This is a genomic window from Nocardiopsis akebiae (genome assembly GCF_018316795.1).
GTDB lineage: Bacteria > Actinomycetota > Actinomycetes > Streptosporangiales > Streptosporangiaceae > Nocardiopsis > Nocardiopsis dassonvillei.
The window spans coordinates 5,518,322-5,533,915 of sequence record NZ_CP074132.1; the positions used below are offsets into that span (position 1 = coordinate 5,518,322).

Sequence of the window (15,594 nt, forward strand, 5' to 3'; positions counted from 1 at the left end):
CTGAAGAAGAAGGAGAAACACGATGCACACCCTCCCCACCCCCGGCCCCGTCACCACCGTCCTGGACGTCCCCGCCGCACGCATCCAGCTCATCGCCGCCGACCGCGACGACACCACCGTCCGGATCCGACCCGCCAACCCCGCAGAGAACCGCGACGTCAAGGCCGCCCAGAAGACCGCAGTCGCCTACGAGGACGGAGTCCTGCGCATCCAGGCCCCCGCTCCCAAGTACCAGGCCTTCGGCCCCTCGGGCTCCATCGAGGTCACCGTCCAGCTGCCCAGCGGCTCCCACCTCAGGGCCAAGGCCGCCAGGGCCGAACTGCGCGGCGTCGGCCGCCTCGGAAACGTCACCGTCGAAGCCGCCCAGGGCCCCGTCAAGCTCGACGAGACCACCAACGCCCGCATCACCCTCCTGGACGGCGACATCACCATCGGCCGCCTGAACGGCCCCGCACAGATCAGTGTCCACAAGGGCGGCATCGACATCGCCCAGGCCGTCCACGGCACCGTCGAACTGCGCACCGGATCCGGCGACATCACCGTCAGCGCCGCCCCCGGCACCTCCGCCGCCCTGAACGCGGGCACCCCCTACGGCCGCGTCCGCAACGCCCTCAGGAACGACGGCGCCGCCACCCTCGACATCCACGCCACCACCTCCTACGGCGACATCACCGCCCGCAGCCTCTGAACAGCCGTATCCCCCGACCAGCTGACGACTTACGGAGATCCACGATGGAAAACGACAACGGCCGCTTCTCCAAGGCGGGGCTGCACAGGATGCGCGACGTGCTGGCACGCCATGTCGAGGGCGGGAGGATTCCCGGACTCGTCGCCCTGGTCGGCCGGGGCGGTGGGACGCACGTCGAAGCGCTCGGGACGATGCGCCACGACGGCGGCGCGCCGATGCGCCGGGACACGATCTTCCGGATGGCCTCGACGTCCAAGCCGGTCTCGATGGCCGCGGCGATGGTCCTGCTCGACGAGTGCAGGCTGCGGCTGGACGACCTGGTGGAACAGTGGCTGCCCGAACTCGCCGACCGGCGGGTGCTGAGGCGGATCGACGGCCCGTTGGACGACACCGTGCCGGCGCGGCGGCCGATCACCGTACGGGACGTGCTGACCTCCACGTTCGGGCTCGGCATCGACCGGAGTGCGCTGGGCACCCCGATCATGAACGCGGTCTTCGAGCAGGGGCTCACGCCCGACCTGCCGGAGCCGATGCCCGGGCCGGACGAGTGGACGCGCCGCCTGGGCACGCTTCCGCTGATGCACCAGCCCGGCGAGCAGTGGCAGTACCACATCAGCAGCGACCTGCTCGGTGTGCTCGTCTCCAGGGTCACGGGGCAGTCGTTCGAGGCGTTCCTGCGCGAACGCGTCTTCGAGCCCCTGGGCATGGGGGACACCGGTTTCCACGTGCCCGCCGACGGGATGGACCGGCTGCCGCCCCTGTACGCCCCCGACCCGCAGACCGGGGAGTTCCACGTGTGGGACCCGGCCGAGGGGGGACGGCACAGCCGGCCTCCGGCGTTCCAGGGCGGTGGCGGCGGGCTGGTCTCCACCGTGGACGACTACCACGCCTACTTCCGGATGCTGCTGAACCAGGGGATGCACGGAAGCGAGCGGATCCTGTCCCGGCCCGCCGTCCAGCTGATGACCACCAACCGCCTCACACCCGATCAGCGGGCCGCTCGCAACACCATGGCCACCGAGAACGTCCACGTGTCGTTCGGCCAGGGGCAGCACGGCGGCTGGGGTTTCGGGATGGCGGTGCGGACCCACCGCGGTGACTACGCGCCCGTCGGCCAGTTCGGCTGGGACGGCGGAGCCGGCACCTCGGCCTACGCCGACCCGGAGAACCGGCTGACCGGAATCGTGCTCACCCAGGTCGGGATGTCCGTCCCGGACTCGGCGCGGCTGATCCACGACTTCTGGACCACGCTCTACCAGGCGATCGACGACTGAGGCCGGGGCCGTCGCGGCGACGGCCCCGCCGGTGGGCGGTACACGGCCTCTCCCCGCTGCCCCGCGGGGGAGGCCCGTGTCCGGCGGGTGCGCTCACCGGCGGCGGAAGACGTAGCCCGCGTGGCGCAGCACATCGTCGGCGAAGCGGCCGTAGGCCCAAAGGCCCAGGTCGTCGCGGTAGACGATGTGGTCCCCCTCGATCCAGAACGACCCCTGGCAGGCGTGGGGGCGTCCGCCGCGCGTCTCGTCGTAGCGGCCGTCCGCGGTCGGTCCCCGGCGGATGAGGCCCGTCTCGTCGATCCGCATCCCCGGGTACGGACTGTCCGCCGGTGTCCGCGCCGGCCCCTGGAACCACTCGGACAGCGGCTCGCTCCGGGGGTCCACCGCCGACGGCGCTCCCCGCGCGGGTGCCCGGGAAGTACCGGAGGAAACGAGAAGCCTCTGCCGCGAAGGCGCATCGCGGCAGAGGCTTTCACGAGAGACCGGCTGCTCACGAACCGGCGCGGCTAGCGCGCGAAGAGCGTCCAGGAGCCATCACTGGTTTCGCACTTCCACTCGGTGTAGTCCACGTACGGCTCAGCCAGGTACTCCTTGGCCTCGGCGACGCATTCGTCCATCGAACCGGGTGCGCCGCCGACTACGTTCCAATCGTCCTCCGCGGCGGACGCGGTTCCCGCGGTCAGCGGAAGAACGATCGCGGCAGCGCCTGCGACGAAACCGGCGGCGGCAAGAGAGCGCCACGACTTCATAAAACCTCACTCTGCTGCTATACGAACTGGCAGCGGCCCGTGCAACCAAGCGAAATGCGCCATCGAACAGCGGGAGACCTCAGCGCCTCGCTTCCCGATAATTCACAGGACAGCGATCGAGGTCCCCTGAATCGGAACTGCGCCGAATCGCTTCGTGCCAAGACCGCCTCCGGCAGGCTACCTGAGGACCTCATCAAGTCGAGATAAAGCTGTACATGCGCGTTTTCCCGCATAGGGAGTGCTGCTAGGGCGCGCGGAGACGAGCCGCATCCCGGCGTAAGGACGCCCGACCAGAGGGGGAGACCGACATCGCCGGGATTCCCACCGGCACAGAGGCGATGGGCGGATGGAGTATTGGTCGCACGACTCCAAGGACGAGTGCGGGTGTTCTTTTCCGGGATCGACAGGCCGGTCGACCCCGTAGCGGACGCACAGGGCTCTTCCAAGTTCCTGCGGGGGCGGGTTCGCAACCGATCCCGGAGAGGGGAGCGCGGTGCGTACCGCCAGGCGGCCCCGGTGGGATCGGAACCACCCCCGCGTGCGCGGGAAGCACGTCAACGAACCGCGAACTCACCGGCGGCGAGCGGCCGTTTCCCGACTTCCCGGAAAATGGACAGAAAGCCGAAAAGCCCAGTCCCGGCAATACCACGGCCGCACAACACCGGCAGCAGCGACTCGGCCTCGGCGACCTCGGTCGGTCCGATGGGCGAGGCCCGATCGGGCCGGGTCAGACCGTGTCGCGCAGCAGCGTCGGCACCACGTGCTCCGACACCTCCGAGTGCACCTGGTGCAACCGGGTCTGCACCGCCCGGCGGAGCTTCGTCAGGCACTCGACCAGGGTGATGTCGTCACCGACCAGCCCTCCCTTGGCCACCACCGGCGTTCCGTCCAACGGCCCCCCGCTCAGGTGCCCGTGCACCGTCAGCGGAACGACCTCGCCCCCCACGTCGAACGCGTGCACGTCCAGCTCGTCCAGCAGGCTCGCCACCAGGTCCCCGCCGGTCAGGTACAGCCCGCTGGGCAGCGCGTGCGCCCCCGTGGTGTCGGCGACCTCGTTGACCACGTCCGCCACCAGCCGCGCGATCCGGCCGGGCAGTTCCGCGCGGACCTGGACTGGCAGCTCGCGCACCCGGTCGGAGGGCGTCACCACCCGCAGCACGCACAGTTCCGGGAAGCCCGAGGAGGTCAGCTGCTCGGACAGTTCCCGCGCGGTCCGCTCGGCGACCTCGTCCGCGCGCTCCCCCACGCTGAACTCCACCGCGTCCAGGTCCACGAACCTCACCGCGCCCGTGCGCGCGACGGTGGCCAGCTGCCGCCGGGTCAGCTCGGTGGTGCTGCCCACCACCCCCAGCAACGGCCCGCGCGAACCCGCCTGGCCTCTCAACCGCAGCGCGTAGGCCAGCAGCGCGCCCGTGGGCCCGGGGTCGGCCGCCAGCCACACGATCCCCGTGTCGTGGTGCGCGGCGGCCGCTGCCTCGGCGATGTCGGTCAGGTGCTGCTCGGTGCTCGCGTCGCACACGACCACGGGCTCGTCACCGGCGAGCAGTTCGGCGGTGAGCATCGTCTGGGTCACCTGACGCACGGGCACGTGGCGCACCGGAAGGTCGGTCTGGACGGCGAGGATGTCGGCGACGGAACTGGTGGTCATCGGGCACAGCGGATCATCGGCCAGCTCGGTGCGCTCCAGCGGCGAACCGTTGAGGAACTGCAGCCCGTCCTCTGTGATGCGCCCAGAGCTGGGGAAGGCCGGAACGAACAGCACCCGCACCCGCGTTCCGGCGGGCACGCGCTCGCGCACGGCGTCGTAGGTGGCCTCCAGTTCGGCACCGATGTTGCCGCGCAGCGTGGAGTCGGTCCGTTTGACCACCAGCCCCACCGGCCACACCGCTTCGACCACGTCCGTGACCAGGTCGGCGGCGTGCTCGGGGGGAACATGGCGGCTGTCCAGGTTGGCCACGACCACGTCGTAGTCCCCCACGACTCGGCTCACGTGCTCGGGAGTCACCGTGGCCACACGCATCCCGGTACGGGCGAACCGGGCACCGGTGGCGTTGGCACCGGTGAGTTCGTCGGCGACCACGAGGACCTGGGCCACGGTGCGTCTCCTTCGGCGTTCGGCGAAACCCCGGGGCGAGCTGGGGTGGGTCCTTCCAACATAGGCCCATGCGGGCGGTCCGGTGGGCTCCCGGGCCTCCCGGACCCCCGGGAGACCGGGAGGCCGGAGCACGGAGGCGCCCCGGGCCTCCCGCGGGAGCCGGGAATCAGACGTCGACCACCGACCGCGTGCGGGCGCTGCGCCGGGCCGCCTCGATGACCTCCAGCCCGTGGATCACCTCGTGCGGATCCACCGGCAGGGGCTCGCCCTCGCCGACCGCGTCGCGCACCCCGGCGTAGAACTCGGGGTAGGCTCCGCGCGCGCTGGGCACCGGCCGGGTGTGGCCGTCCACCCCGAGCACGCCCCAGTCCGCCTCGGGAACCACGCCCCAGTCGTCGGCGTCGGCCCGCTCCCCCGCCGTCAGCCGGGCCTCCTGGCCGTCCATGCCGTGGCTGGTGAACGCCCCCTCGTCCCCCAGCACCCGGAAGCGCGGCCCGCCCTGGGCGGTGAGTGCGCTCATCCACAGGTGGGAACGCGTGCCCCGGGCGTGGTCGAGGGCCAGGAAGACGTCGTCGTCGGCGTTGACGCCCTCGCGCCGGGCGTCGATCTCGGCGTAGACGGAGGAGACCTGGCCGAACAGGTTGACCGCCTGGTCGATCAGGTGCGGGCCCAGGTCGTAGAGCAGCCCGGCCCCGGCCTCGACCCCGCCGCTCTCGCGCCAGGTGCCCTTGGCCCGGGGACGCCAGCGCTCGAACCGCGACTCGAAGCGGTGTACGCGGCCCAGCCTCCCCTCCTCGATGAGACCCCACAGGGTGAGGAAGTCGGCGTCCCAGCGGCGGTTCTGGTACACGGTGAGCACCCGGCCCAGCTTGTCCGCGAGGTCGGTGAGCTCCCGGGCCTGGAGGGCGGTGAGGGCGAAGGGCTTGTCCACCACCACCGCCAGGCCCGCCTCCAGGGCGGCCTGGGCGAGCGGGGCGTGGGTGTCGTTGGGCGTGGTGACGACCGCGATCTCGTAACGCTCGGCGTCGGCCCACAGTTCGGCGACGTTCGGGTACACGGTGACGCCGGGGTAGCGCGCCTCGGCGGCCCTGCGGCGGTCGGGGTTGCCCGTGACCACCGCGGACAGGCGCAGTCCCGGAACCGCGTCTATCAGCGGCGCGTGGAAGACCTCACCGCCCTTGCCGTAACCGATGAGGGCGACGTGCAGTTCGGGGCCGTCGTGTTCGGGTGTGCTCTGTGCCTCGGATGCGTCAGCCATGCCACCAATCTAGAGCGTGGCGCCCCAGCCCGCTGGTGACGGGCGGCACGTGCCGTCTCCCCGCGGTATCCGGGCGCCGTCAGCGCTCGGGAGCGGACACGGTGAGGCCGCCGGGCAGTGCGTCGAAGGCCCGGCGGTACCGGGCGAGCAGGTCGGGGACCGTGGGGGTCCCCGGCGCGGCGGCCCAGCCGCCCAGCGCGTGCCGGGCCGCGGAGGCGGCCATGTCCAGGGCGAGCCGCGAGCGCGGGTCGCCGTGGTCGCCGTGGTCGCCGACCCCCAGCACGGCCAGGGCCCGGACCGTGGTGCGCTCGCAGAACTGGAGGTTGTGGGCGCTGATCGCCGGGGTGTTCCCGGCCAGGCCGAGGCTGAGCCGGGCGGCGTGCGTCCACGCCGGGTCGGCCACGTGTTCCGCGGCTTCGAGGATCGCGTCGCGTGCCATCTCCACCAGGGGGCGGCCGTCTGGCCCCCTCTCCTCCAGCACCCGCAGGAACTCCTCCCACAGGTCCTGCAGCGGAGCCGCGGCAAGCTCCTCCTTGCTCGCGAAGTAGCGGAAGAAGGTGCGCTTGGAGACCTCCGCCGCCGCGCAGACCTCGTCCAGCGTGACCTGGTCGTACCCCGCCCGGGTGAAACGCTCCAGCGCGGTGTCGACCAGGGCCCGGCGGGTGCGGCGCTTCTTGCGCTCGCGCAGGGACTCCTCGGAGGCGGCGGCGTCGGGACGGGTGCTGGCCATGGCCGCAGTGTACCGAGACGGACCGCCACTCGACGCCCATAGCCCCTTGGCAGCTTTGGCGCCTTGGCAGCTTTGGCCCCTTGGAAGCTTTAGCCTCTTGACGCATAATGCCTCTGAGTGCCATATTCTGATCCCGTCCACCCCGTCCCGTGAAGGAGCCCGGACATGCGCGCCCTGGTCGTCGACCGCACCGCACCCCGCCACCTGCGCCTCGGAGAGGCCCCCGAACCGGTTGCGGCCCCGCACCAGGCGCTGGTCCGCGTCACGGCCGCCTCGCTCAACTTCGGCGAGGTGTCCACCGTCTCCCGTTTGCCCGATGGGACCGTGCCGGGGTGGGACGCCGCGGGATTCGTGGAACGCCCCGCCGCCGACGGGTCCGGCCCCGCCGTTGGAACCGCGGTGGTCACCCTGGGTGCGGCGGGGGGCTGGGCCGAACTGCGCGCCGTCGACACCGCCTCCCTGGGGGCCGCCCCGGAGGGCGCGGACCACGGAGCCCTCAGCACCGTCCCGGTGGCGGCCACCAGTGCTCTGCGCGCCCTGCGCGAAGTGGGGTTCCTCCTCGGCAGAAGGATTCTGGTCACCGGGGCCACCGGTGGCGTGGGACGGTACGCGGTCCAACTCGCCCGCATGGGCGGCGCGCACGTGACCGCCTGCACCGGTGGACCCCGGACCCACGGCGCCGAACTGCGCGGCCTGGGCGCCCACGAGGTGGTGTCGCAACCCGGGGAATCCGACTACCTGTTCGACGGGGTCGTGGACTGTGTCGGAGGCCCCCAGCTGGTCACGGCCTTCGACAGGCTGAACACCGGGGGAACCCTGGTGGCCGTCGGACACGTGACCGGGCGGCCCGAGCACTTCCCGCTCGACGCGTTCCTCGTGGACGACGGGCGGCACAGCCGCTCCATCACCGCGTTCCACCTCCAGAACGGCGTGGCTCCGGCCGGGGACCTGGGTTGGCTGGCCGGTCGGGTCGCCTCGGGGGACCTCGATCCGGGGATCTCCTGGCGAGGTTCGTGGGACCGGGCCGACGAGGCCGTGGCCGCCCTCCTCGAACGCCGCCTGCGGGGCAAGGCCGTTCTGGAGCTCACCGCCGGGTGAGGGCGTACCGCCCACCGCCGCCCGTGTCCGGCGCGCGGCGGCCGCCGGGGGCTCCCCCCCGCTGACCTCGGCGGTAGGCGTCAGGAAGGCGAGCCTCCGGCGGGTCCGGCCCGGCCGGTGCGCGGCGGGTGGTGAGCGGTAAAGCGGCTGGTGCCGTTACCGGCCGCGACCACGCAGGCGGACTGGCCGCCGGTGCCCACGGAGGCCGTCAGAGCCGGTCGAGGCGGGCCCTGAGCAGGCAGAACTCGTTGCCCTCGGGGTCGGCGAGGACGTGCCAGGGCTCCTCCCCGCTCTGACCGATGTCGGCGAACACGGCACCGGCGGCGAGAAGGCGTTCGAGCTCGGCGTCCTGGTCGCGGTCGGTGGCGTTGACGTCGATGTGCAGCCGGGGTTTCGCCCTCTCCGGCTCCTCGGTGCGGCTGAGGATGATCGTCGGCTGCAGGCCGCCGAACCCCTCACGCGGCCCGATCTCGATGCAGCCCTCCTCGCGGTCCAGCACGACGAAGTCCAGGACCTCGCACCAGAACCGCGCCAGCACCTCGGGGTCGCGGCAGGAGAGCACGAGTTCACTGATACGACATGCCATGGACGAAGCCTGCTCTCCTCGTGGGAACCGACGGGGTGGCCGCGCGCGGGTCTCGTGGACTCCGCGGCGGCAGCACTCCGAGACCGTACCGGGTGAGGCGAGCGGGAGCGAGGGGATTTCCGGGAACTGCCCGGCCGGGTCTACCCGGCCGCATAGGGACAGACCAGACCAGGCCAGGCCAGGCCAGGCCAGGCCGCCGAAGTGGACCAGGGGCGCCAAGGTCCGGGCTCTCGGTCCGGGGTTCCAGGCTTCGGATTCCAGAGCCTCGACCCCCGATTCAAGGACTCAGGCTCCGGAATCCACACCCTTGGTTCCAGGGGAGGCGTTCTCGGGCCGTCAGATCGCGTTGAGGCTTATGGCCAGTTCGTCGAGGCTCTTCACGACCAGGTCGAAGCGGTCCGTCGTGCGCGGGGGATCCCCGACGGGACGTTGGACGTATGCGGTCTTCATGCCCAGGGCCTGCGCGCCCCGGAGGTCCCAGGCATGGGCGGCGACCATGAGCAGGCGGTCGGGCGGGCAGTCCGCGTTCGCGATCGCGAGCCGGTACACGTCGGGATGGGGTTTGTAGCTGTGCGCCTCCTCGGCGGAGAGCACCTGGTGCCAGCGGAGCCCGGCGTGCGCGCTGATGCGGGTGAGCGCCGGGTGGCTGGCGTTCGACAGGCCGACCACCGCGAAGTACGAGGCGATCCGGTCCAGCGCGGAGGCGGAGTCCGGCCACGGCGCCGACCGCCGTGCGGAGGCCGCCATCGATCGGATCGCGTCCTCGTCGTCGACGTCGGCATCGGCCGCGACGCGTGCGGCCGCTTCGAGGTCGAGCACCGTGCTGTTGGCGTAGGGGCGGCGGCCCGCGAGTATCTCCTGCTGCTGCTCCTCGACATGCCTGTTCCACACCTCGACCAGCTCGCGCGTCCTAGCCTCGTCGATGTCCGGGAGCAGTGTCCGGATGCCGCGCCCGATGCCGCCGGGCTCGTCGACCATGGTCCCCAGAACGTCGAAGACGATCACGTCAATGTCGGAGGGTGAAGTCACGAGAAGCGCTCCCTAGGTTCCTCCGCTGCGCCACCCGGGATGTGCGGGGGCCCAGTTGCAGGAGGGTTCAGCGATCCGCCGGGCACGTGGTGAGCATAGTGCGCGTCCCCCCGCGGCCCCGACGGAGGGGGGTCAGCGGATCCAGCGGTTCCCCCGGTCCGGGCGGCACCGGGCGGTCGGCACGGCCAGCCACCCCGCGGGAGGATCAGCACGCGGAACGCACGGCACGGTCGACCACCGCCCAGAGGGACCGGCACGGCCAGGTCACCCGGGGCCGAGACGACCGGCGCGGTCGACCACCGCCCAGAGGGACCGGCACCGTCAGCCGCCGCGCAGGGCGGTGCGCGCGGCCTCCAGGGTCGTGGTGCGGTAGGCGGCGCCGAACAGGCACACGTGGACGAGCAGCGGGTGCAGCTGGTGCAGGGCGACCCGCGAGCGCCAACCGGAGGCCAGCGGCGCCACCTCGTTGTAGGCGTCGCGGACCCGTTCCAGGTGGGGCAGGCCGAACAGGGCCAGCATGGCCAGGTCGGCCTCGCGGTGCCCGCCGTGCGCGGCCGGGTCGATGACCACCGCGTCCTGCGCCCGCCAGAGGACGTTCCCGCTCCACAGGTCTCCGTGGACGCGCGCGGGCTCCTCGGGCTCTCCGGCCAGGTCTGCGACGGCGTCGACCACCTTCTCGACCACGCGGCCGTCGGACGGGGTGAGGGAGCCCCGGTCCAGGGCCTGGCGCAGGTAGGGGCGCAGCCGCTGCTCGGCGTAGAAGCGCGGCCACTCCCGGGAGGGGGTGTTGTCCATCCTCAGGGGGCCGATGTAGCCGGGCCAGTCGGCGCCGAAGCGGTCGGCTCCGGTCAGGTGCATCCCGGCGAGTTGGCGGCCGAGCCGTTCGGCGGCCTGGACGGTGGGTTCGCGCTCCTCGATCCACGGCAGGACGAGGATGCGGTCGTCCCAGGCGACGACGTCGACGGCGGGCGAGCCGAAGGTCCGGCCCAGCCAGTCCAGGCCGCGCGCCTCGGCGGTGAGCACCCCGTTGGGCGGGGCTCCGCGCACCAGGGACTTGACGAACAGGCGGGTACCGTCGGTGAGTTCGGCGTAGTAGATGTCCCAGTCGTGGCTGCTGCCCGCGCGTGCGGCCCGCCTGACGTCGCGGTCGAGCAGGACGGTGAGGCGTTCGGCCATGGTCCCGTCGACCGGGTCCCTGCGGCGGCCCTCCCCTGGCCCGTCGCCGCCGTCGCCGTCGTCTCCGAAGTCCCGCACGATCCGCTCCCCCCTCACCCGCGCTACCGCCTCAACCGGGTGACGAGTTCTCCGGTGAGGCCCTTGGCCGCGGACTCCACCATGTTCAGTACGGCGGTGAACCCGTCGTCGCCGCCGTAGTAGGGGTCGGGAACCTCCGGGTTGGGGCCGGTGCCGGGCGCGAAGGAGCGGAAGAGGCGGACCCTCGACATGTCGAACCCGTACTCCTCACCGTACTCGTCGACGACACGCCGGATCTCGTCGACGTTGTCCAGGTCCATGGCGAGGACGAGGTCCCGGTCGGTGAGGACGCCGTGGGCGAACTGGCGGGCGGTGTGGCTGGTGAGGTAGCCGTGCACGCGCAGGGTGGAGGCCGCGCGCGGGTCCATGCCGCCGCCCACGTGCCAGTCGCCCGTGCCGAAGCTGTCCACCGCCACGAGATCGCTCATCCCGGCGCGTTCGAGGTCGGCGGCGAGGATCTTCTCCGCCATGGGCGAGCGGCAGATGTTGCCCAGGCACACCACACTGACGCGGTAGGGACCAGCGGGGTCACGCGGTTCCGGCAAGCTCATGCCCTTACCGTAACGAAAAACCGTTGCCGCCACGTGTTGTGGCTCCCGCGCGTTCGCCGGGCGGCGCGGGGAGTCGGGCGAGGCAGCGCGACGCGGGAGGGGCGGGTGGCCCCCCTGTATCCATGGAACCGCGCGCGGACGCGCCGCGGTAGCCCCCGCGCGCGGCTGTGGACAACCCCGCGAGCAGCCCCCCGGGGGGCGAGCACGCCCCCGTGGAGCGGGCGCGCCGCCTACCCCTTGGGCAGGCGCACCACGCTGACGAAGAAGTCGTCGATCTGCCGGACCACCCGTATGAACTGGTCGAAGTCCACCGGCTTGGGAACGTAGGCGTTGGCGTGCAGGCGGTAGCTGCGCAGCACGTCCTCCTCCGCCTCCGAGGTGGTGAGCACCACGACGGGGATGTGCGCGAGGTCCTCGTCGTTCTTGACCTCCTCCAGCACCTCCCTGCCGTCCTTGCGGGGCAGGTTGAGGTCGAGCAGGATCAGGTGGGGACGGGGCGCGTCGGCGAACTCCTCCTCACGACGCAGGAAGCGCAGCGCCTCGACACCGTCGGAGACCACGTGCAGGCGGTTGCCCAGCTTGTGTTCCTCGAACGCCTCCCTGGTCATCAGGACGTCGCCGGGGTCGTCCTCGACCAGCAGCACCTCGATGGGATGCACCAACATGACCTCGCTCAAGCTTCCAGACCCCTGCTCAGGGTCCCGCCCCGTGACCGGGGGGAACCGTACCGCCACCGGTGTCGGGCTGGGCGGAGCGGACGCCGCCGGGCCTGTCGCCCGGTTCGGCGCCGTCCTCCCCAGGGTTGTCCGTACCCGTGGGCTGTCGTGCGGCCGTCGGAGCCGAGTCCTCGGGGGTGGTCTCGGCGTCCTCGGTGCCCTCGCCCCCGTTATCGGCGGCGAGGGGCTCGGCGGTTCCCCTGTCGGGGGCCGGGTCCTCGTCCTCCGCGGGGTCGGCGGGCAAGGACCAGCATATGCGCGTTCCGGTCCGACCAGAGTCCCGGTCACCTGAGGTTTCGGATTCCCCGGGGTCCTGGGAGCCGGTTTCCAGCCAGATCCGTCCCCCGTGGAACTCCACGATCTTCTTGCACATCGCCAGGCCGATGCCGGTCCCCGTGTACTTGTCCCTGGTATGCAACCGCTGGAAGATCACGAAGATGCGCTCCGCGTACTGCGGTTCGATTCCGATCCCGTTGTCGGAGCAGCAGAACACCCACTCGTCACCGCGCCGTTCGACGCTGATGTGGACCCGGGGGTCCTCCTCGCCGCGGAACTTCACGGCGTTGCCCACGAGGTTGAAGAACACCTGGGTGAGCAGGGTGCGGTCGCCCTGCACGGTCGGCATCGGGTCCCGGGTGACCTCGGCGTCGGCCTCCTCCAGACGGGTGGACAGGCTGCTCAGGGCGTCGTCCAGCGCGTCGTCGAGGGCGACCGGCGCGAAGTTCCTGACCCGGCCGACCCGGGAGAAGGCCAGCAGGTCGTTGATGAGGGTCTGCATGCGCTTGGCGCCCTCGACCGCGAAGTCGATGTAGGAGTCGGCTCGCTCGTCCAGCTGCCCGTGGTAGCGCCGCTGGAGCAGCTGGCAGAAGCTCGCCACCTTGCGCAGCGGCTCCTGGAGGTCGTGGGAGGCGACGTAGGCGAACTGCTCCAGCTCCAGGTTGGAGCGGCGCAGCTCCTCGGTCTGGTTCTCCATGAGGACGGACTGCTCCTGGAGCTTGCGCCGCGCGGAGGCGACCTCGTCCAGGTCCTGCACGATGCGCTCGCGCATGGCGTCCACGTCCCGGCCGAGCCGGACGATCTCCGGCGGGCCGTGCAGGGAGATCCGGTGGGCGTAGTAGCCCTCCGACACCTGGCGCATGTGCCCGGCGAGCTCCTCCAGGGGGCGCAGGACCCACTGCTGGAGCATCACCCACAGGAACACGGACAGGAACACCACGACCAGGCCGACCAGGACCAGCAGGGCCACGACCTGCTGGGTGGCCAGGGTCAGGCCCTCCCGGGCCTCCTTGATCTCCGCCTCCAACTGGCTGGTGGTGGCGTCGCTGATCCGGCTGAGCTCCAGGAAGAGGACCCGGCCGCGCCGCAGCTCCTCCTGGGTGACCTCCTGGCCGCTGCTGACCTGCTCCAGGGCGGGCTCGGCGAACTCCTCGGTCCACACCCGGCCCGCCGTGAGCAGGTCGTCGACGTTGGTGGCCACCTCGGGGTTGTCCTCGGCCAGCTGGGCCAGGACGGCCTGGTTCTCCGTCAGCGTCAGCTGGCTCTCGACGTAGGGCTGGAGGAACTCGCGGTCCTGGGTGAGGATGTAGCCGCGCAGGGCGTGGTCCTGGGTGAGGTAGGCCGAGTGCGTCTGCTCGACCGCGCTCACGGCGGGTGTCAGGGAGTCGACCTGGAGCGCCAGGGACTCGCGGGCCTGGAACGCCGCCAGGGTGATGACGGACACCGCCACGACCAGGACGACGGCGACCACTGCCAGCAGGCTCGTGACGCGCCGCCGCAGGCTCCACGACTGGTGGGGCGAGCGCTTCCCCTCGCGGTTGGTGCCGTTGACGAAGTGCGTGCCGCCGATCGAGGCTCCGCCGCGCGCGCCGGTGTCCGGGGCGGGCCCGGATTCCTCGGTCTCCATGGCCGTCCCCTCTCCGGTCGCGGGTCTCACTCGGGTTCTCCGTGGGTGATGAGCAGCATCGCCACGTCGTCCTGGAGCGGTCCGCCGTTGCTGCGCTCGGCCTCGTCCACCAGCCGTTCGGGCAGCCCGGCCAGGGAGGTGCCCCGTTCCAGCACGCCGGAGACCATCCGGCGCAGGCCCGCGACCTCCAGGCGGGCGGGCGGGGCGCCGTCGTAGGCGTCCACGAGGCCGTCGGTGTAGAAGAGCATGGTCGCCCCGGTGGGGAGTACGACCGTGTCGGTGTCGGTCTGTTCGACGGGGAAGACCCCCAGGGGCGGCTGCGGGGTGACGCGGGTCTCCTCGACGGCGCCGTCGCGCAGGACCATGGGCGGCGGATGGCCCAGGACGCGGAGCCTGACCCGGTCGTCGCCGGTGTCCAGGCTGGCCATGCACAGGGTGGCGTACATCTCCTCCTGGGCCCGTTCGGTGACCAGGATGTCCTCCAGGTTGGGCAGCACCTTCTCCTCGTCGACGCCGCCCATGATGAGGGCGCGCCAGGCGATGCGCAGGCTGACTCCGAGCGCGGCCTCGTCGGGGCCGTGCCCGCTGACGTCCCCGATGATGACGTGGGTGGTGCCGTCCTTCTCGACCGCGTCGTAGAAGTCCCCGCCGACCAGGGCGCGCTTGCGTCCGGGGCGGTAGTAGGCCAGGTGCTCCAGGGGCGAGCGCTGGAGCAGGACCTGGGGCAGGAGTCCGCGTTCGAGGCGCATGTTCTCGCGGGCGCTCATGCGGGCCTCGCGCAGCTGGCGGGCGTTCTCGTCGGCGCGGCGGCGCTCCAGGGAGTAGCGCAGGCTGCGGCCGAGCAGGGAGCCGTCGACCTGGCCCTTGACGAGGTAGTCCTGGGCGCCCGCGGCCACGGCGGCCACGCCCTCGTGCTCGTCGTCGAGTCCGGTGAGGACGACGACGGCGGCCGCGGGCGCGCCCTCCAGGACCTCGCGGAGCAGGTCCAGCCCGTGTGCGTCGGGGAGGTTGAGGTCGAGCAGCACGCAGCCCCGGAAGTCCTCCAGGTGCCGGCGCGCCTCGGCGAGCGTGGGGACCCAGGTGATGTGCGTGGGCAGGGCCGTCTCGTCGAGCAGCTCCTCGGCGAGGAAGGCGTCCCCGGGGTCGTCTTCTATGAGTAGGACGTCAACCGGTTCGACAGCAGCCTCCACCCGCTCGTTCGGGACGGTGTCGTCGCCCAGGAAGGCCGCGTCGTGCGAGGCAGCATCGTTGGCGGAGACGGCCCGTGCCGCCTCCCCGCCGATCACCGTCACGGGATCGTGCCCTGTTCTCCTGGTATCCACTCATCGCCCTTGGTCTGCCGGTTCGTGGGTGCCGTGTCGCGCCGTGTGATCCCGGGGAGCGCCCCGGGTTCTCCCGGCGGTCCGGACCGCACGACACCCAAACGATAATCGCCCCGGTGACCTGTTGACCAGCGGCCGTGACGAGACACATCCGACGCCGGAGACCGGGATCACAGCCCTGTTCTCCCTGTGTGAGGGCCTGTTGGCCCGCGGTGGGGAACCCGCTGACGCTCCGCCCCGACGCGCGGACGGAACGGGCATATGCCCATGCACGAGCACATGCAGGGTGTGACGGGGGACACGCGCTGGATTTCTTCGAGCCTACCCGAGACCCCTCCGGA

The 15,594-nt window shown here is 71.8% G+C and carries 15 protein-coding genes; 3 read left to right on the forward strand and 12 right to left on the reverse strand.

The genetic code is table 11. The annotated features are described in order from the left end of the window. Positions 1-22: 22 nt before the first annotated feature. The gene (locus KGD83_RS23500) at positions 23-688 is read left to right on the forward strand and encodes a DUF4097 family beta strand repeat-containing protein (RefSeq protein ID WP_212641206.1); all 666 of its coding nucleotides are present in this window, start codon (positions 23-25) and stop codon (positions 686-688) included. 44 nt (positions 689-732) lie between these two features. Then, a complete protein-coding gene (locus tag KGD83_RS23505) occupies positions 733-1,962 on the forward strand; it encodes a serine hydrolase domain-containing protein (protein ID WP_212641207.1) in 1,230 nt (409 codons plus the stop codon). Between the two features lie 93 nt (positions 1,963-2,055). Here the strand turns inward: KGD83_RS23505 and KGD83_RS23510 are convergent, their stop codons facing one another. From KGD83_RS23510 to KGD83_RS23530, 5 genes are all read right to left on the reverse strand, one after another. Beyond that, positions 2,056-2,346: an Atu4866 domain-containing protein gene (locus KGD83_RS23510; RefSeq protein ID WP_249352010.1), complete on the reverse strand. Its 291-nt coding sequence runs from the start codon at positions 2,344-2,346 to the stop codon at positions 2,056-2,058. 122 nt (positions 2,347-2,468) lie between these two features. Beyond that, positions 2,469-2,711 carry a hypothetical protein gene (locus KGD83_RS23515; protein WP_212641208.1) on the reverse strand — a complete coding sequence of 81 codons (243 nt, stop codon included), beginning with the start codon at positions 2,709-2,711 and terminating at the stop codon, positions 2,469-2,471. 727 nt (positions 2,712-3,438) lie between these two features. Further along, positions 3,439-4,806 (reverse strand): four-carbon acid sugar kinase family protein, encoded by a 1,368-nt coding sequence (locus KGD83_RS23520; protein ID WP_212641209.1) that lies wholly within the window; start codon positions 4,804-4,806, stop codon positions 3,439-3,441. A 166-nt stretch (positions 4,807-4,972) separates the two neighbouring features. Further along, positions 4,973-6,064, reverse strand: a complete 1,092-nt coding sequence (locus KGD83_RS23525) for a Gfo/Idh/MocA family oxidoreductase (protein WP_212641210.1) — start codon at positions 6,062-6,064, stop codon at positions 4,973-4,975. 79 nt (positions 6,065-6,143) lie between these two features. Continuing rightward, positions 6,144-6,794 carry a TetR/AcrR family transcriptional regulator gene (locus KGD83_RS23530; RefSeq protein ID WP_212641211.1) on the reverse strand — a complete coding sequence of 217 codons (651 nt, stop codon included), beginning with the start codon at positions 6,792-6,794 and terminating at the stop codon, positions 6,144-6,146. Positions 6,795-6,959: 165 nt separating this feature from the next. Here KGD83_RS23530 and KGD83_RS23535 point away from each other — a divergent pair, with 165 nt between their 5' ends. Further along, entirely contained in the window at positions 6,960-7,892 is a 933-nt protein-coding gene (locus KGD83_RS23535) for a zinc-binding dehydrogenase (RefSeq protein ID WP_212641212.1), read from the forward strand. Between the two features lie 208 nt (positions 7,893-8,100). Here KGD83_RS23535 and KGD83_RS23540 read toward each other — a convergent pair whose 3' ends face one another. The 7 genes from KGD83_RS23540 to KGD83_RS23570 form a co-directional block, all read right to left on the reverse strand. Continuing rightward, positions 8,101-8,478: a VOC family protein gene (locus KGD83_RS23540; RefSeq protein ID WP_013151502.1), complete on the reverse strand. Its 378-nt coding sequence runs from the start codon at positions 8,476-8,478 to the stop codon at positions 8,101-8,103. 336 nt (positions 8,479-8,814) lie between these two features. Beyond that, a complete protein-coding gene (locus KGD83_RS23545; protein WP_212641213.1) occupies positions 8,815-9,507 on the reverse strand; it encodes a haloacid dehalogenase type II in 693 nt (230 codons plus the stop codon). A 321-nt stretch (positions 9,508-9,828) separates the two neighbouring features. Continuing rightward, positions 9,829-10,761 (reverse strand): fructosamine kinase family protein, encoded by a 933-nt coding sequence (locus KGD83_RS23550; protein ID WP_249352011.1) that lies wholly within the window; start codon positions 10,759-10,761, stop codon positions 9,829-9,831. 23 nt (positions 10,762-10,784) lie between these two features. Further along, entirely contained in the window at positions 10,785-11,312 is a 528-nt protein-coding gene (locus KGD83_RS23555; RefSeq protein WP_212641215.1) for a low molecular weight protein-tyrosine-phosphatase, read from the reverse strand. A 230-nt stretch (positions 11,313-11,542) separates the two neighbouring features. Continuing rightward, a complete protein-coding gene (locus tag KGD83_RS23560; RefSeq protein ID WP_013151498.1) occupies positions 11,543-11,977 on the reverse strand; it encodes a response regulator in 435 nt (144 codons plus the stop codon). Between the two features lie 28 nt (positions 11,978-12,005). Continuing rightward, positions 12,006-13,931: an ATP-binding protein gene (locus KGD83_RS23565; RefSeq protein ID WP_212641216.1), complete on the reverse strand. Its 1,926-nt coding sequence runs from the start codon at positions 13,929-13,931 to the stop codon at positions 12,006-12,008. A gap of 26 nt (positions 13,932-13,957) precedes the next feature. Beyond that, positions 13,958-15,223, reverse strand: coding sequence for a PP2C family protein-serine/threonine phosphatase (locus KGD83_RS23570; RefSeq protein WP_212641217.1), 1,266 nt, complete (start codon positions 15,221-15,223; stop codon positions 13,958-13,960). Positions 15,224-15,594 lie beyond the last annotated feature (371 nt).